Raw genomic sequence first — 13,302 nt, 5'->3', positions numbered from 1 at the left:
AGAACCACTATTGGTCCGTAAGAGAAATGGAGATGCGTATGATCGCTAAGTTCGATTCCGCCCTCGTGCCATACGTTATCGAGCAGACGCCGCGCGGCGAGCGCAGCTACGATATCTATTCGCGCCTGCTCAACGACCGCATCATCTTCTTGGGCGAGGAGATCAACTCCGTCAGCGCCAACCTGGTCGTTGCCCAGCTGCTGCATCTTGAGAGCCAGGATGCCGAGAAGGATATCTCGCTCTACATCAATTCGCCCGGTGGCGAGGTCTACTCCGGCCTGGCGATTCTTGACACCATGAACTTTATCAAGCCGCAGGTTTCCACCATTTGCGTCGGTATGGCCGCGTCTATGGCCGCCGTGCTGCTTTCGGCCGGCGCCAAGGGCAAGCGCTTCTGCCTGCCGCACTCCAAGGTCATGATTCACCAGCCCAGCGGCGGTGCCCAGGGCCAGCAGACCGAGATCGAGATTGTGGCCGAGGAGATCAAGAAGACCCGCCGCGAGCTCAACCAGATCCTGTCCGACGCCTCGGGCCAGCCCATCGAGAAGGTCCAGGCCGATACCGAGCGCGACAACTACCTGACCGCTGCCGAGGCCCTCGACTACGGCCTGATCGACCGTATCGTCACCTCGCGCGATCTTGCCGCGAAGGACGCCTAAGATGGCAGGTAACATGCAGGACAACTTTGACGAGAACGGCAACCCCATCCGCTGTTCCTTCTGCGGAAAAGAGCAGGGCCAGGTCCGTCGTCTCGTAAAGGGCCCGACCAACATCTTTATCTGCGACGAGTGCGTCGCCGCCTGCTCCGAGATCCTTGAGGAGTCGCTGGCTTCGGACTTTATGGACGCCGCCCGCAACGGCAATCTGCCGGGCTTCCTCAACGACCACGGCCAAGCTGCGTCCCAGCCCGCCGTTGACCCCGAGACCGAGGGCTTTGAGCTCGAGGACGACCGTCAGGTCATCACGCACGTGCCGACGCCGCACGAGATCTATGACGAGCTTTCGGCCTATGTCATGGGCCAGGAAGACGCCAAGCGCGCCATGTCGGTTGCCGTGTACAACCACTATCGCCGCGTGATCGAGGGCGGTGCCGCGGTGTCCGCCTTTGACGAGGCCTCGGGTATGGGCGGCCAGTTTGACGACGATATGGACGAGGTGGAGCTCGCCAAGTCCAATATTCTGCTGCTCGGCCCCACCGGTACCGGTAAGACGCTGCTGGCCCAGACGCTCGCACGCATCCTCGAGGTGCCGTTTGCCATCGCCGACGCCACCGCGCTCACCGAGGCTGGCTACGTTGGCGAGGACGTTGAGAACATCCTGCTCAAGCTCATCAACGCCGCCGATGGTGACATTGAGCGCGCACAGGTGGGCATCATCTACGTGGACGAGATCGATAAGATCGCCCGCAAGGCAGAGAATCTCTCCATTACCCGCGATGTTTCGGGCGAGGGCGTTCAGCAGGCGCTGCTTAAGATTCTTGAGGGCACGGTGGCAAGCGTTCCGCCCACCGGCGGCCGCAAGCATCCCCAGCAGGAGCTGCTGCAGATCGACACGACCAACATCCTGTTTATCTGCGGCGGTGCCTTTGTGGGTCTGGATAAGATCATTGCCGATCGCGTGGGCAACAAGGGCGTGGGCTTTAACTCCGAGATCGCCGGCCCCACCTCGGTCGACGAGAATGACCTGCTGCGCCAGGTGCTCCCGCAGGACCTCAACGCCTTTGGCATGATCCCCGAGTTCGTGGGCCGTACGCCCGTCGTCACCCAGACGCAGGCACTCGACGAGGACGACCTGGTGTCGATCCTGACCGAGCCCAAGAACGCCGTGGTGCGCCAGTACCGCAAGATGTTCCAGCTCGAGGATGTCGATCTTGAGTTTGAGGACGCTGCCCTGCACGAGATCGCCCGCATGGCGCTTGCCCGCAAGACCGGCGCCCGCGGCCTGCGCGCCATCTGCGAGGACGTGCTGCAGCAGACGATGTTCGACCTCCCCAGCGAGGAGGGCGTAGCCAAGGTCGTCGTAACCGAAGCCGCCGTCAAGGGCGAAGAGCAGCCCCAGCGCATCTACGGCTAGACCTGCCTAAAACGTGTTTGCAAATAGCCTCTGACCACCTGCGGTCGGAGGCTATTTTATATATACGCAATAACCCCAACTACCTGTGTTATTCTGTGTGTTTGTTTAAGCCTCAGCGAAGTCATTCAGACTGAAGTAATCGATACCTAAGGGGAGGAATGTAGGCCCGATTTTCGTAGATTCCGCACGAGCCGAAGACCACTTAATGTGGTCTTCGAGCGAGCCCAGGACTTGACCGAGCGAAAATCGGACCTACATTCCTCCCCGATGGGACAGGGAGAGATATATGGAAGAAATGCCCAAGAACTACGATCCGTCGACCAACGAGCCGGCGATCCTGCAGAAGTGGCTTGACGGCGGCTACTACAAGCGCCGTGAGGGCGTGGGCGACTGCACCGTCACCATTCCGCCTCCCAACGTGACCGGCAAGCTCCACATGGGTCACGCCACCGACGACTCCATCCAGGACGCCATCATCCGTATGGCCCGCATGCGCGGCAATTCCACGCGCTGGGTGCTGGGCACCGACCACGCCGGTATCGCCACACAGACCAAGGTCGACAAGAAGCTCAAGAGCGAGGGCATCAGCCGCCTGGAGATTGGCCGCGATAAGTTTGTCGACGCTTGCTGGGACTGGACCCACGAGTATGGCGGCATCATCGTCGAGCAAATCAAGCGCATGGGCTGCTCCGTCGACTTTGACAACGAGCGCTTCACCATGGACGAGGATTACGCCCAGGCCGTGCGTAAGGTCTTCTGCGACTGGTACCACGACGGCCTGATCTACCGTGGCAAGCGCATCGTCAACTGGTGCCCCAACTGCACCACCGCCATCTCGGACGACGAGGCCGAGTACAAGGACGAGAAGGGCCACCTGTGGCACCTGCGCTACCCGCTGACCGAGCCGGTCAACGGCCAGGACTACATCGTCGTCGCCACCACGCGCCCCGAGACCATGCTCGGTGACACGGGCGTCGCCGTCTCCCCGAAGGATCCCGAGAAGGCCGCCTTCGTGGGCAAGACCGTCATGCTGCCGATCGTCAACCGCGAGATCCCCATCTTTGAGGATTGGCACGTTGATGCCAACTTTGGCTCCGGCTTCGTTAAGGTCACCCCGGCTCACGACCCCAACGACTACGCCATGGGTCAGGCCCACGACCTGCCGCAGATCAACATTTTCGACGAGCACGCGGTGGTCGTCGAGGGCTATGGCGAGTTTACCGGCATGAACCGCGACGAGTGCCGCGAGGCCGTTGTCAAGTGGTTTGAGGAGCACGGCCTGCTCGATCACGTCGAGGACCACGACCACTCCGTCATGCACTGCTACCGCTGCGACGCCGCCCTGGAGCCGTGGCTGTCCGAGCAGTGGTTCGTCGCCGTCGACAAGCTCAAGGGGCCGGCGCTCGACGCCGTCAACTCCGGCAAGGTCACTTTCCACCCCGCGCGCTGGACGCAGACCTACACCACCTGGATGGAGAACCTCAAGGACTGGTGCATCAGCCGCCAGCTGTGGTGGGGCCACCGCATCCCCGTGTTCTATTGCGAGGACTGTGGCTGGGAGGACGCCCTTACCGAGGACACCGACGTGTGCCCCAAGTGCGGCGGCCATCATGTGCACCAGGACGAGAACGTGTTGGACACCTGGTTCAGCTCGCAGCTGTGGACCTTCGCCACGCAGGGCTGGCCGCAAAAGCCGGAGCTGCTCGAGGGCCATCACCCCACGACGGCGCTCGTCACCGCGCGCGACATCATCGCGCTGTGGGTCGCCCGCATGGTCATGAGCTCGCTGTACTTCCTGGACGAGGTGCCGTTTAAGGACGTCGTCATCTACCCGACAATTCTTGCCAAGGACGGCAGCCGCATGTCCAAGTCCAAGGGCAACGGCGTTGACCCCATGGATCTCATTGGCATGTACGGCGCCGACGCCATGCGCTTCAACCTGCTCACGCTGTGCACCAACAACCAGGATGTTAAGTTCGACGCGAACATCGATAAGAAGACCAAGAAGCTCATCGACAGCCCGCGCACCGAGCAGGCTAAGTCGTTTGTGACTAAGATCTGGAACGCCAGCCGCTTCCTGCTTATGAACATGGAGGGTTACACGCCTGGCGAGCCCGTCGTGGAGACACCGGCAGACGCCTGGATGTTCAGCCGCCTGGCCAAGGCCGTCAAAATGGTCACCGAGGGCATCGAGAACTACACCTTTGGCGACATGGCCCGCGGCGTGCAGCAGTTCTTCTGGAACGAGGTCTGCGACTGGTACGTCGAGGTCACCAAGGCCCGCCTGAAGGGCGAGGGCCGTCTGCAGGCGCAGCGCAACCTGATCTTTGTGCTCGATACCTCCATTCGCCTGATGCACCCGCTCATGCCGTTTGTCACCGAGGAGATCTGGGACAACATGCCGGCGAGCGTGCTCGACCTGGACGCCGAGGGCAACGTGGACCGCGCCGAGGCACTCATGATCGCCAAGTGGCCCGAGCCCGCCGACTACGCCAAGTATATTGACGAGGACGCCGAGCGCGCGTTTGAGCTGTGCCGCACCGTCGTTTCCGCCGCCCGCGCCACGCGTTCGCGTTATCGCTTGAGCCCCAAGGCCGAGCTCGACGTGGTCGTGCGTGCCGGTGCCGAGGATATCGAGAAGCTTGAGAGCCTGCGCTCGACCATCGAGCCGCTGGCAAACACTGCCTCGCTGGTCATGGGTACCGATGTCGAGAAGCCGGCTGCGAGCATCGCCGTGGTCGACAGCGGCGTCGAGGTCTTTGTGGTGCTCGAGGGCAAGGTTGACCTTTCGGCCGAGAAGGCGCGCCTGGAGAAGGAGATTGCCGCGGCCCAGAAGGAGCTCGCCGGCTGCGAGAAGACCCTTGCCAACGAGGGCTTTGTGGCTAAGGCCGCGCCTGCCGTGGTCCAGAAGAAGAGGGACCGTGCAGCTGAGCTCAAGGAGATCCTGGTGGCGCTGACTGCACAGGTTGCCGACTTCTCGTAGGCGTTACTGGGGGGCGCGGTTTGGGGCTTTGCTCGCTACTGCGGACAGTCCTGCTCGCACGAAGGCCACATTAAGTGGCCTTCGGCTCGTGCGGAACTTGTATCGAGCAAAGCCCCAAACCGCTCCCATAGCGTTTACGGGGGCGTCCGCTGCCCGACGGTTAGGGTCACTTGGTTGTGGCCTTGATCTCGCTGCAATCGGGTAAAGGCTGATATTGTCAACGCGAGGGGCTCATTCTTATTGGTGGGCCTCTTTTTCTGTTATGGGAGACTTTGGGTTATGGCGAAGCGCTCTGGGTTGTATTCGGTGCCGTTTGAGGTTCCGGAGCTTTCTTTTGATGAGGCTGTTGCACTTGCGGCCGATACGGGCAAGATTGCGCGTTATTCCACGCCGCTGCTCGAGACCGTCGTCGAGATGCTCGATGAGCTTGGTCGTCCTGACGAGTTCTATGATTGCGTCCAGATAGCCGGTACCAATGGAAAGACCTCGACGACGCGATTCTCGGCTGCAATTCTTCATGGTGAGGGCCTTATGACGGCACTCTTTACGTCGCCTCATCTGGTGCGCTATCCCGAGCGTATGGAGATTGATGGAAAGGTTGTCTCAGACGAGGTCTTTGCCCATGGTGTCTCTGCGGCGTATGAGGCAGGTCGTCGTCTCAACGCACGTCGTGAGGCGGCGGGCCAGGAGCTTCGTTCTATTACGCCCTTCGATCTTTTGTCCGTGGCTGGTTTGACTATGTTTGCCGAGGCTTGCGTGGACGTGGCCGTGCTTGAGGTTGGCATGGGCGGACGATGGGATGCTACGAGTGCGACCGATCCCGTGGCCGTCGCCATTACGGGCATTGGACTCGACCATACGAAGGTCCTTGGCGACACGCTCGAGGCCATTGCGGGGGAGAAGGCTGCGGTTATTAAGCCTGGGCGCCTGGTTGTTTTGGGCGAGGGCACGCATGAGGCGAGTGTTCAGCGCGTAATGGATGCCCGTTGCCGCGAGTGCGGCGTCGTGCCGCTCGTGGTGAGCCACGCCACGACTAAGGTGCCGGCTCACGTGGGCGATACGGTGGAGTTTAGCTGCACCACGCCGCGCGCGATCTATACGTCGACTATGGTCAAGCCGGCGTATCAGCCGCAGAATGCCGCGTGCGCGATTATGCTGTGCGAGGGCTATCTGGGTCGCGAGCTCGACCATGAGGCGCTCGACGCTTCTCTTATGGGCTGCCCCACGCCGGGTCGCTTTGATGTGCTGGGAACCGATCCGCTCAAATTGATCGACGCCTGCCATAACCCCCAGAGCTGCGAGAACTTTGTGAGCGCACTGGACGAGATCGATTCGTGCGTAGAGAATCGCCCCACGCTGCTGTGCGCCGCGCTGGCCGATAAGGACGTGGCGGGTATCGTTGACGTTCTGGTTCCGGCGTTCCCCCGCGTGGTCGTAACCCAGACCGATTCCGATCGCGCCTTGCCCGCACAGGAGCTCGCCGCCCTAGTGGACGCCGACAAGCTCGCGGGTGTGTATCCCAGCGTGCCCGAGGCCCTCGCGGCCCTCGATGCCGCGGGCGAGGCTTTCGTTGCCGCCGGCACCATCACCCTGGCCGGCGAAGTAGCGGGCCTGCTCCGTTAACCCATCCCCACATCAGTTGCGGTGAAAACGGACTGTTTTACAAGCAAGAAGCCTCAAACAGTCCGTATATCACCGCAACTCAAAAGCAGTCAATTTGGGACGGGGCTTTTTGGCTGCCCTGTGCCCCGAGTTGACTCGCTTGCCACGAAATGGGCCTATTTACTACGTTTGACCGGTAACCCTCAACCATACCGAGAATTGCGAAATCAAAACCGCAGGTAAAGGGCTTGCCAGTTTTGCGAAAACACGGGTATGGTCGACCCACGCGGGCTAAACGTAGTAGATAGGCCGTTTTTGTGGCGGCATTCATGTGATGCGGCAAAGGGACAGCCCCTTTGCCGCATTGCCTAGTCTAAGCGGACCGGATCGTGGGGGTAGGCGTTGAGAATCTCGACGCCGTTCTCGGTCACCAGGGCTAGGTCCTCGATGCGGACGCCGGTGTGACCGGGGAGGTATATACCCGGTTCGATGGAGAACGTCATGCCTGGCTCTACGACTTGCTCGTTGACCAGCGAGACGTCGCCCGGCTCGTGGTCCTGCAGGCCGATCGAGTGTCCCAAGCGGTGCGTAAAGTACTGCCCATAGCCTGCGTCCTCGATCACATCGCGTGCGGCGCGGTCCAGGTCGCACATGCGCACGCCCGGTGCGATGAGCGCTTCGGCGGCCTCGTTGGCGCGGCGCACGATGTCGTAGATGCGTGCCGTCTCCTCGTCCGGCTCGCCCCAAAAGAACGTGCGCGTCATGTCCGAGCAATAGTTGCAGCGGCGTCCGCCAATGTCGAACAGCACCACGTCGCCGCGCTTGAGCACGGTGTCGTCGGGTTCGTGATGCGGGTCGCCGGCGTTGGCGCCAAAGCTCACGATGGGCGGAAAGCTAAAGCCCTCGCAGCCGTGCTTGCGATACAGGCCGAGCATTTGGTCGGCGATTTCGCGCTCCGTCACGCCCTCGTGGACGAGTTTGATCGCGTCGGCCATCACGGCGTCGTTGACTGCCGAGGACACGCGCATGAGCTCCTGCTCGGCGGCGTCTTTGTAGGTGCGCGCGGCGGTGACGGCAAAGTCGCCCAGGAAAAACTCGCTCGCGGCGTGGCGCTCCATGAGCGGCATCAAAAAGCCGGAACGCATGACAGTGTCGATGCCAAGCGGCTTGGCTGGGTCGATCTCACTCGCGATGGCGTCGGTCACGACATCGGTATCGGTGTGGTAGGCGACGCGGGCATTGTCGTACTCGGGCAGCTGATGCAGGGCATTGACCAAGATCACGGGCTCGTCATCGCGCGCGAGCAGCACGCCGCAAAAACGCTCGAACATATCGGCATAAAAGCCGGTCAGGTAATAAATCGACCACGGGTCGTTTACGAGCAGCTGCGCGCCGGGGTGCTGAGCCTCGAGCGCATCGAGCACGCGCACCACACGCTGGTCATCGATATGTGCCATACATCGTCCTTTCGCTAGGCTGCCACCATGGTATCCCAAGCCCGGCACATAGGGACGTTCCTTTTATGACGGCACCGGGGGACACTCCTTGCAAAAGCAGCTAAAAGAGCCCCGTCCCAATTTAGCTACTCGATGTCCATGCTGGCGATTAGGTTGATATTGGTGTTGAGGAGGTCCTTCAGCACGACGTCGCCCATGCGGATGGGGGCGTTGACGACTAGGCCTCGGATGAGGGCCATGGCTTGGGCGTGGAGTTCTAGCGGGATGGCTTCGGCCGTGCGCACGGGGAGCAGGGCTTCGTCGCCGCCGGAGACGGCCACGGTCGTCGTGAGCACGCGCATGGGGCAGGTGAGCTCCTGATGTGCGAACTTATCGCCGCGCGGGCAGTTGTTACCGGTTACGGAGCGCACTTCCACCACGGCGCCATTGGCGTCGCGCTCCACCTCTACGGTCAGAAGGCATTCGGATGGGCAGGTCGTACAGTTGAACTGCAACGTTTCGGTCGCATTCGTGCTCATGAGCTATGCCTCCTCAATGGGATCGACGGACAAGACAATCTTGCTGGCACCCAGGTCGAGCGCCTGCTTGATGACCTTTGCCGGCAGTGGGAAGCTTTCCATTACACTCGGTTTAAACGGGCGGACCTTGCCTGCAAACAGCTCCACGCCGCCAGCAAGAATGCGCACGCGGGCGGCATCGACTGGTCGGCGCACACGGAAGTTGAGTTTGGTGAGCGCCACAGCCGTAATGCGTCCCGGCAGTGCGTATCCCGCAATGCCGGCAGGGGAGACGGTGAGCTCGCAGTCCGGAACGGCGCCCGCGCCGGTTCCCAGCGCGTACGCCGCCGCAGCTGCGCCAGCTCTCTCGGACTCGGTCGTTACGTTGTCGGCCAGGTCGTGCACGTGCAGCACGTTGCCGCAGGCAAAGATGCCTGGTACGCCCGTCTGCAGACTCTGGTCCACCACGGCGCCGCGCGTGCGCGGGTCAAGCTCTACGCCCGCGGCAACCGAAAGCTCGTTCTCGGGAATCAAGCCCACCGAAAGCAGCAGCGTGTCGCACGGAATAATGCGCTCGGTCCCCGGAATGGGCGCTAGGCGTTCGTCGACTTGGCTCACCTCCACGGCTTCCAGGCGGTCATGCCCGATCACGCGCGTTACCGTGGTGGACAGATGTAGCGGAACGCCAAAGTCGTCCAGGCAGTTCTTGACGTTGCGGCGCAGACCGTTGGCGTACGGCATGAGCTCGTACACGCCCTCGACCGAAATCCCCTCGAGCGTGCAGCGACGTGCCATGATCAGCCCGATATCGCCCGAACCCAAAATGACGGCGCGCGAGCCGGGTTTGAGGTTCTCGATATTGATGTATCGCTGCGCCAGGCCTGCCGTAAACACACCGGCGGGACGGCTGCCGGGGATCTTGATCTCGCTGCGGGTGCGCTCGCGGCACCCCATGGCAAGGACGACCGCCCGTCCGGTGAGCTGCAGCATGCCGGCGGGGCTCATGAGCGTGACGGTATGGACCGCGGTGTCTTCCGCAGGCTCGCCTGAATCAATCCCAAGCACCATGCTGTTTAGGAACAGCGCAATGTCGGTTGCGTGCACCTTGTCGATAAAGCGCTGCGCGTACTCGGGACCGGTGAGCTCCTGTTTAAAGTGCGACAGGCCAAAGCCGGGGTGGATGCACTGGCGGAGGATTCCACCCAGGTGCTGCTCGCGCTCCACGATGGCCACGCGCGCTCCGGCCTTATGCGCGGCCAGCGCGGCAGCCATGCCGGCAGGTCCGCCGCCGATAACGGCCACGTCGAAGGCTCGCGTTTGTACGGCTTCCACGACGCCGCAATCAATCGCGTTCGATTTGAATTCCGCCATCCTAGCGCACCCCCTTCAAAGGCCCCTCGACCAGCCAGGAGCCGGCGTCCTCCAGTAATACCTCGCTGGGGTCGCAGCCCAGCTCGCGGGCAAGAATCGTCACCAAACGGCTCTGGCAAAAGCCGCTCTGGCACCGACCCATGCCGGCACGACAGCGGCGCTTGACGCCCTCGACCGAAACCGCGCCCGGTTGGCGTCGAATCGCGGCCACAATCTCGGCCTCGGGCACCGTCTCGCAGCGGCAAACAATCTGTCCCCACGCGGGATCGGACTCGATCAGCTCCTCCTTGCGCGCCAGCGGTGCGCGGTCAAAGTCGTCCGGCTCGCGGCGAATTGGGTTCCAGTCCGCCCGCTCGTGCAGCTCCACGCCCGCCTCACGCATCACAAGCTCCATGCGCTCGGCAATGGCCGGTGCGCTCGCCACGCCCGGCGACTGGATGCCCGCCGCCTGGAACAGCCCCGGCACCACGGCCGACTGCCCAATAAAGAAGTCGTTCGTTCCCTGAATGACCGGACGCCCGCCGGCAAATGCGCGCACCACACGTCGCGTATCCAGATCGGGTACTAGCTTGTGCGCGCCGGTCAGCAGCGCGTTCACATCGCTTGCATAGGTCTGCGTGTCACCCGGCTCGCGCACGGCGGCCGTCGCGGTGATCACGGTGTTGCCGTGCACGGTGCCTGTCACGATAACGCCCTTCGACACCGGCGTCGGCACGGGGTAGAGCGGCATGAGCGTGCGCGGTTCCTTGTCCAGCACCACGATGTTGCCCTGGCGCCAGACCATCTGGAACTCCTCGGCGCCCGCCATATGCGAGATGTCGGCGGCGCCGTTGCCCGCGGCGTTGATCAGGTAGCGGCAGCGCACGTTGCCAGCGGGGGTCGCCAGCGTAAAGCGCGCGTCGTCGCCCGAGCTCGCGACTTCAATCGCTTCCACCGTAGCGGACCGCATAAACGTCGCCCCGTTGGCGATAGCGTTCTCCAGCGCGGCGATGGCAACCTCAAACGGGTCGACAAACCCAGTCGAGGGGCACCACAACGCGCACGTTGCGTCGGCACTGGCGCGTGGCTCTAATTCGTGGATGCGGTCGGGTCCGACGATTGACTGCTCGGGCACACCGTTGACATAGCCGTTGCGCCGCAGCTGCTCCAGATGCGCGCGGTCCTCGTCGTTAAAGCCCAGTACCATCGACCCAGTGCGGCAAAACAAAAAGCCCAGCTCCTGGGCCCACGTGCCATATAGCTCGCAGCCACGGGCGTTGACCTGCGCCTTAACCGTGCCCGGTGTCGGATCGTAGCCGGCGTGCACCAGGCCGCCGTTGGCCTTCGACGCGCCCAGCGCAATATCGTTAGCCGCCTCGACTACGCAAATGGACAGGTCAAACCGCGCGAGCTGCCTCGCGATGGCGCATCCGGTGATGCCCGCGCCCACGATCGCAATATCAAACGTTTCTGTCACAGTGCCTCCCAGACGAGTTGACAGGCTGTCAATAAAACCATCCTACGGTCTGCGCGCCCCTAGTGCGGCGGCAATGCGGTGAACAGCCCTGCAACACCCGCCAACGGCAGGCGAGGGGAGACCCGGCACGGATGTTGGCCTCGTCTGCCGACAGCTACGGCAACCGTTCGTCTCGACCTGTAACAGTTAGACGAGGATTTGGATTCCAGATGTTACAGTACTGACTCGAAAGAACGACAAAAACGAACACACTGCTTACCTGCGGGTTTAAGTACGGCAACAACGGCACAAGCGCGTAAAAACGGGTTAGCACTCGCACTTGGGATAATTTGGGGATATGAAAGCCACGCGGGCGTGCACCCCGAATATCCCAATTTATTAACTCAAAGATCACCATGCCGCCCAGGTTCGTGATGTCGTCGGGCAGCTCGTAGTTCCTCCCGGTCATCCCTCTTCCTCCATTCCTATGCGGTCTCATCTGTGTTCCAGCCCATCAGGTCGTTGGGCGGACAACCAAGAACCTGCGAGATGGCCAAGAGTTTGTCGGCTCCAGGAATGTAATCGCCGCTCTCGTACTTCGCGAAAATGCTGACGCTCACTCCGAGCTTGGAAGCGACCTCAGCCTGAGAAAGGTCAGCTCGGGCGCGTACGGCGCGGATATTCCCCGCCAGCTCCTTACTGAAATCCGTTCGTTTCTCCTTAGAGATGTTTTTCTGTATGTTGAATTAAATGACGAACAGTCTTATGTCCCTATCAATCGAATAAGCAACATTTTTTTGCGTAAAGACATTTTTTGTTTACTATTCGCTTAACGTAAAGAAAGGAGCGAGGATGAACCTTCGTCTAAGAGAGCGCCGAGAGGCCCTGGGGCTAAACCAAAAGGAGCTTGCACAAAATGTCGGCAAGTCATTCCGAACTATTCAGTCTTGGGAGCGCGAGGAGAGGTATCCGAATGCAGAGCTCGTAGGTGCGCTCTGCGAAGTATTCAACACCGATCCCAACGACCTGCTCGGCTGGTACGAGGAGCATCCCGAGGACAAGCCGACGGCGCCGGCGGGCGCGGAGGGCGAGCTGATCACCTGCTACCGGCAGAGCACCGAGAAGAGGTGCTCGAAGATCCTGGAGACGGCACGCGACCAGGCCGAGCTGTCCCAAGCTCAGGCTGCAGCGCCTGAAGGCGAAGGGCTGGAGGCGGATCAAGTAAGGTCCGCGTAGGCCGCGTTATTCAATTCATTTATGGGAAGGAGTAATAACAATGTCTCAATCATTAGCGGAGACGCACGTGGAGGATCTCATCTACGAGTGTGACTGCATCACTGCGGGAGATTATGGTGAGAGCACCCAGGAACACATCGACGACCTCATGCTGCAGATGGAAGGGTTTTCCTTCCCGCTCAGGTGCACCGGATCGCTAACAATTCCCAGAGACAAGACTCTGGATGGCGTAAAGCGCGCAAAGGGATGGCTCGTGGCAAACATGGCCACGCTCACGAACAGCGGAAACGGCACGACGGTTAGCTCCAGCAGCGTCTCGCAGGCCACGGCGACGGCAGACGTTTCGGTAGAGGTAAGCCAGGCGGTGACCGAAATCGGCAACGACCCCGTTCTCGACAACGAGACGAAAGAGGCACTCGAGCTGGCGCTGTCGCGGGCACGCATGGCAGCCGAGGCGAAGAACAGGGCAGGGTTCGCCGAACACGCTGTAAGGGTCATCGACCTTGCAACGAAGAGCGTGGATCTCGTACCCAAGGCGTTGGTGGCCCTCGGTGTGCTCGCGAAGCTCTTCGGCGCCTAGGTGCGGTGCCGCGAATCAAATCGTTAGCACCGCGATATCTGATACAAATTTGGCAATCCGAAGAAGGG

Annotated in this window: 11 protein-coding genes; 6 read left to right on the top strand and 5 right to left on the bottom strand. The window is 61.5% G+C overall.

Going from position 1 to position 13,302, the window contains the following annotated elements; translation table 11 throughout:
- Window positions 1-38 precede the first annotated feature (38 nt).
- The 4 genes from I2E13_RS01000 (at window position 39) to I2E13_RS00985 (ending at window position 6,679) form a co-directional block, all read left to right on the top strand.
- Window positions 39-659 (top strand): ATP-dependent Clp protease proteolytic subunit, encoded by a 621-nt coding sequence (locus tag I2E13_RS01000; RefSeq protein ID WP_022095182.1) that lies wholly within the window; start codon window positions 39-41, stop codon window positions 657-659.
- Between the two features lies 1 nt (window position 660).
- The gene (gene clpX / locus I2E13_RS00995; protein WP_195403938.1) at window positions 661-2,073 is read left to right on the top strand and encodes an ATP-dependent Clp protease ATP-binding subunit ClpX; all 1,413 of its coding nucleotides are present in this window, start codon (window positions 661-663) and stop codon (window positions 2,071-2,073) included.
- 286 nt (window positions 2,074-2,359) lie between these two features.
- The gene (locus tag I2E13_RS00990; protein WP_195403937.1) at window positions 2,360-5,056 is read left to right on the top strand and encodes a valine--tRNA ligase; all 2,697 of its coding nucleotides are present in this window, start codon (window positions 2,360-2,362) and stop codon (window positions 5,054-5,056) included.
- 279 nt (window positions 5,057-5,335) lie between these two features.
- Window positions 5,336-6,679 (top strand): bifunctional folylpolyglutamate synthase/dihydrofolate synthase, encoded by a 1,344-nt coding sequence (locus I2E13_RS00985; protein ID WP_195403936.1) that lies wholly within the window; start codon window positions 5,336-5,338, stop codon window positions 6,677-6,679.
- A 347-nt stretch (window positions 6,680-7,026) separates the two neighbouring features.
- Here I2E13_RS00985 and I2E13_RS00980 read toward each other — a convergent pair whose 3' ends face one another.
- The 5 genes from I2E13_RS00980 to I2E13_RS00960 all read right to left on the bottom strand — a co-directional run bounded on the left by I2E13_RS00980 (window position 7,027) and on the right by I2E13_RS00960 (window position 12,110).
- The gene (locus tag I2E13_RS00980) at window positions 7,027-8,115 is read right to left on the bottom strand and encodes a M24 family metallopeptidase (RefSeq protein WP_229057764.1); all 1,089 of its coding nucleotides are present in this window, start codon (window positions 8,113-8,115) and stop codon (window positions 7,027-7,029) included.
- Window positions 8,116-8,240: 125 nt separating this feature from the next.
- A complete protein-coding gene (locus I2E13_RS00975; protein ID WP_195403935.1) occupies window positions 8,241-8,633 on the bottom strand; it encodes a DUF1667 domain-containing protein in 393 nt (130 codons plus the stop codon).
- Window positions 8,634-8,636: 3 nt separating this feature from the next.
- Complete coding sequence (locus I2E13_RS00970; RefSeq protein WP_195403934.1) at window positions 8,637-9,983, bottom strand: NAD(P)/FAD-dependent oxidoreductase; 1,347 nt, start codon at window positions 9,981-9,983, stop codon at window positions 8,637-8,639.
- A 1-nt stretch (window position 9,984) separates the two neighbouring features.
- Window positions 9,985-11,439, bottom strand: a complete 1,455-nt coding sequence (locus tag I2E13_RS00965; protein ID WP_195403933.1) for an FAD-dependent oxidoreductase — start codon at window positions 11,437-11,439, stop codon at window positions 9,985-9,987.
- A 464-nt stretch (window positions 11,440-11,903) separates the two neighbouring features.
- Complete coding sequence (locus tag I2E13_RS00960) at window positions 11,904-12,110, bottom strand: helix-turn-helix domain-containing protein (protein WP_229057772.1); 207 nt, start codon at window positions 12,108-12,110, stop codon at window positions 11,904-11,906.
- Between the two features lie 160 nt (window positions 12,111-12,270).
- Here I2E13_RS00960 and I2E13_RS00955 point away from each other — a divergent pair, with 160 nt between their 5' ends.
- Together I2E13_RS00955 and I2E13_RS00950 are read left to right on the top strand one after the other, a co-directional pair.
- Entirely contained in the window at window positions 12,271-12,654 is a 384-nt protein-coding gene (locus I2E13_RS00955; protein WP_195403932.1) for a helix-turn-helix transcriptional regulator, read from the top strand.
- 67 nt (window positions 12,655-12,721) lie between these two features.
- Window positions 12,722-13,234 carry a hypothetical protein gene (locus I2E13_RS00950; RefSeq protein WP_195403931.1) on the top strand — a complete coding sequence of 171 codons (513 nt, stop codon included), beginning with the start codon at window positions 12,722-12,724 and terminating at the stop codon, window positions 13,232-13,234.
- Window positions 13,235-13,302: the final 68 nt, after the last annotated feature.

The sequence above is a fragment of the Collinsella aerofaciens genome, assembly GCF_015554145.1.
GTDB classification, from domain to species: domain Bacteria; phylum Actinomycetota; class Coriobacteriia; order Coriobacteriales; family Coriobacteriaceae; genus Collinsella; species Collinsella aerofaciens_AA.
Note: the sequence above shows the minus strand (reverse complement) of the source record. Positions and strands in the feature narration are given on the sequence as shown.

What these genes read in the sequence shown, in the direction of transcription:
- I2E13_RS01000 (WP_022095182.1), top strand. Translation starts at nt 39, where the DNA reads ATGATCGCTAAGTTCGATTCCGCCCTCGTGCCATACGTTATCGAGCAG.
- clpX (WP_195403938.1), top strand. Translation starts at nt 661, where the DNA reads ATGGCAGGTAACATGCAGGACAACTTTGACGAGAACGGCAACCCCATC.
- I2E13_RS00990 (WP_195403937.1), top strand. Translation starts at nt 2,360, where the DNA reads ATGGAAGAAATGCCCAAGAACTACGATCCGTCGACCAACGAGCCGGCG.
- I2E13_RS00985 (WP_195403936.1), top strand. Translation starts at nt 5,336, where the DNA reads ATGGCGAAGCGCTCTGGGTTGTATTCGGTGCCGTTTGAGGTTCCGGAG.
- I2E13_RS00980 (WP_229057764.1), bottom strand. Translation starts at nt 8,115, where the DNA reads ATGGCACATATCGATGACCAGCGTGTGGTGCGCGTGCTCGATGCGCTC.
- I2E13_RS00975 (WP_195403935.1), bottom strand. Translation starts at nt 8,633, where the DNA reads ATGAGCACGAATGCGACCGAAACGTTGCAGTTCAACTGTACGACCTGC.
- I2E13_RS00970 (WP_195403934.1), bottom strand. Translation starts at nt 9,983, where the DNA reads ATGGCGGAATTCAAATCGAACGCGATTGATTGCGGCGTCGTGGAAGCC.
- I2E13_RS00955 (WP_195403932.1), top strand. Translation starts at nt 12,271, where the DNA reads ATGAACCTTCGTCTAAGAGAGCGCCGAGAGGCCCTGGGGCTAAACCAA.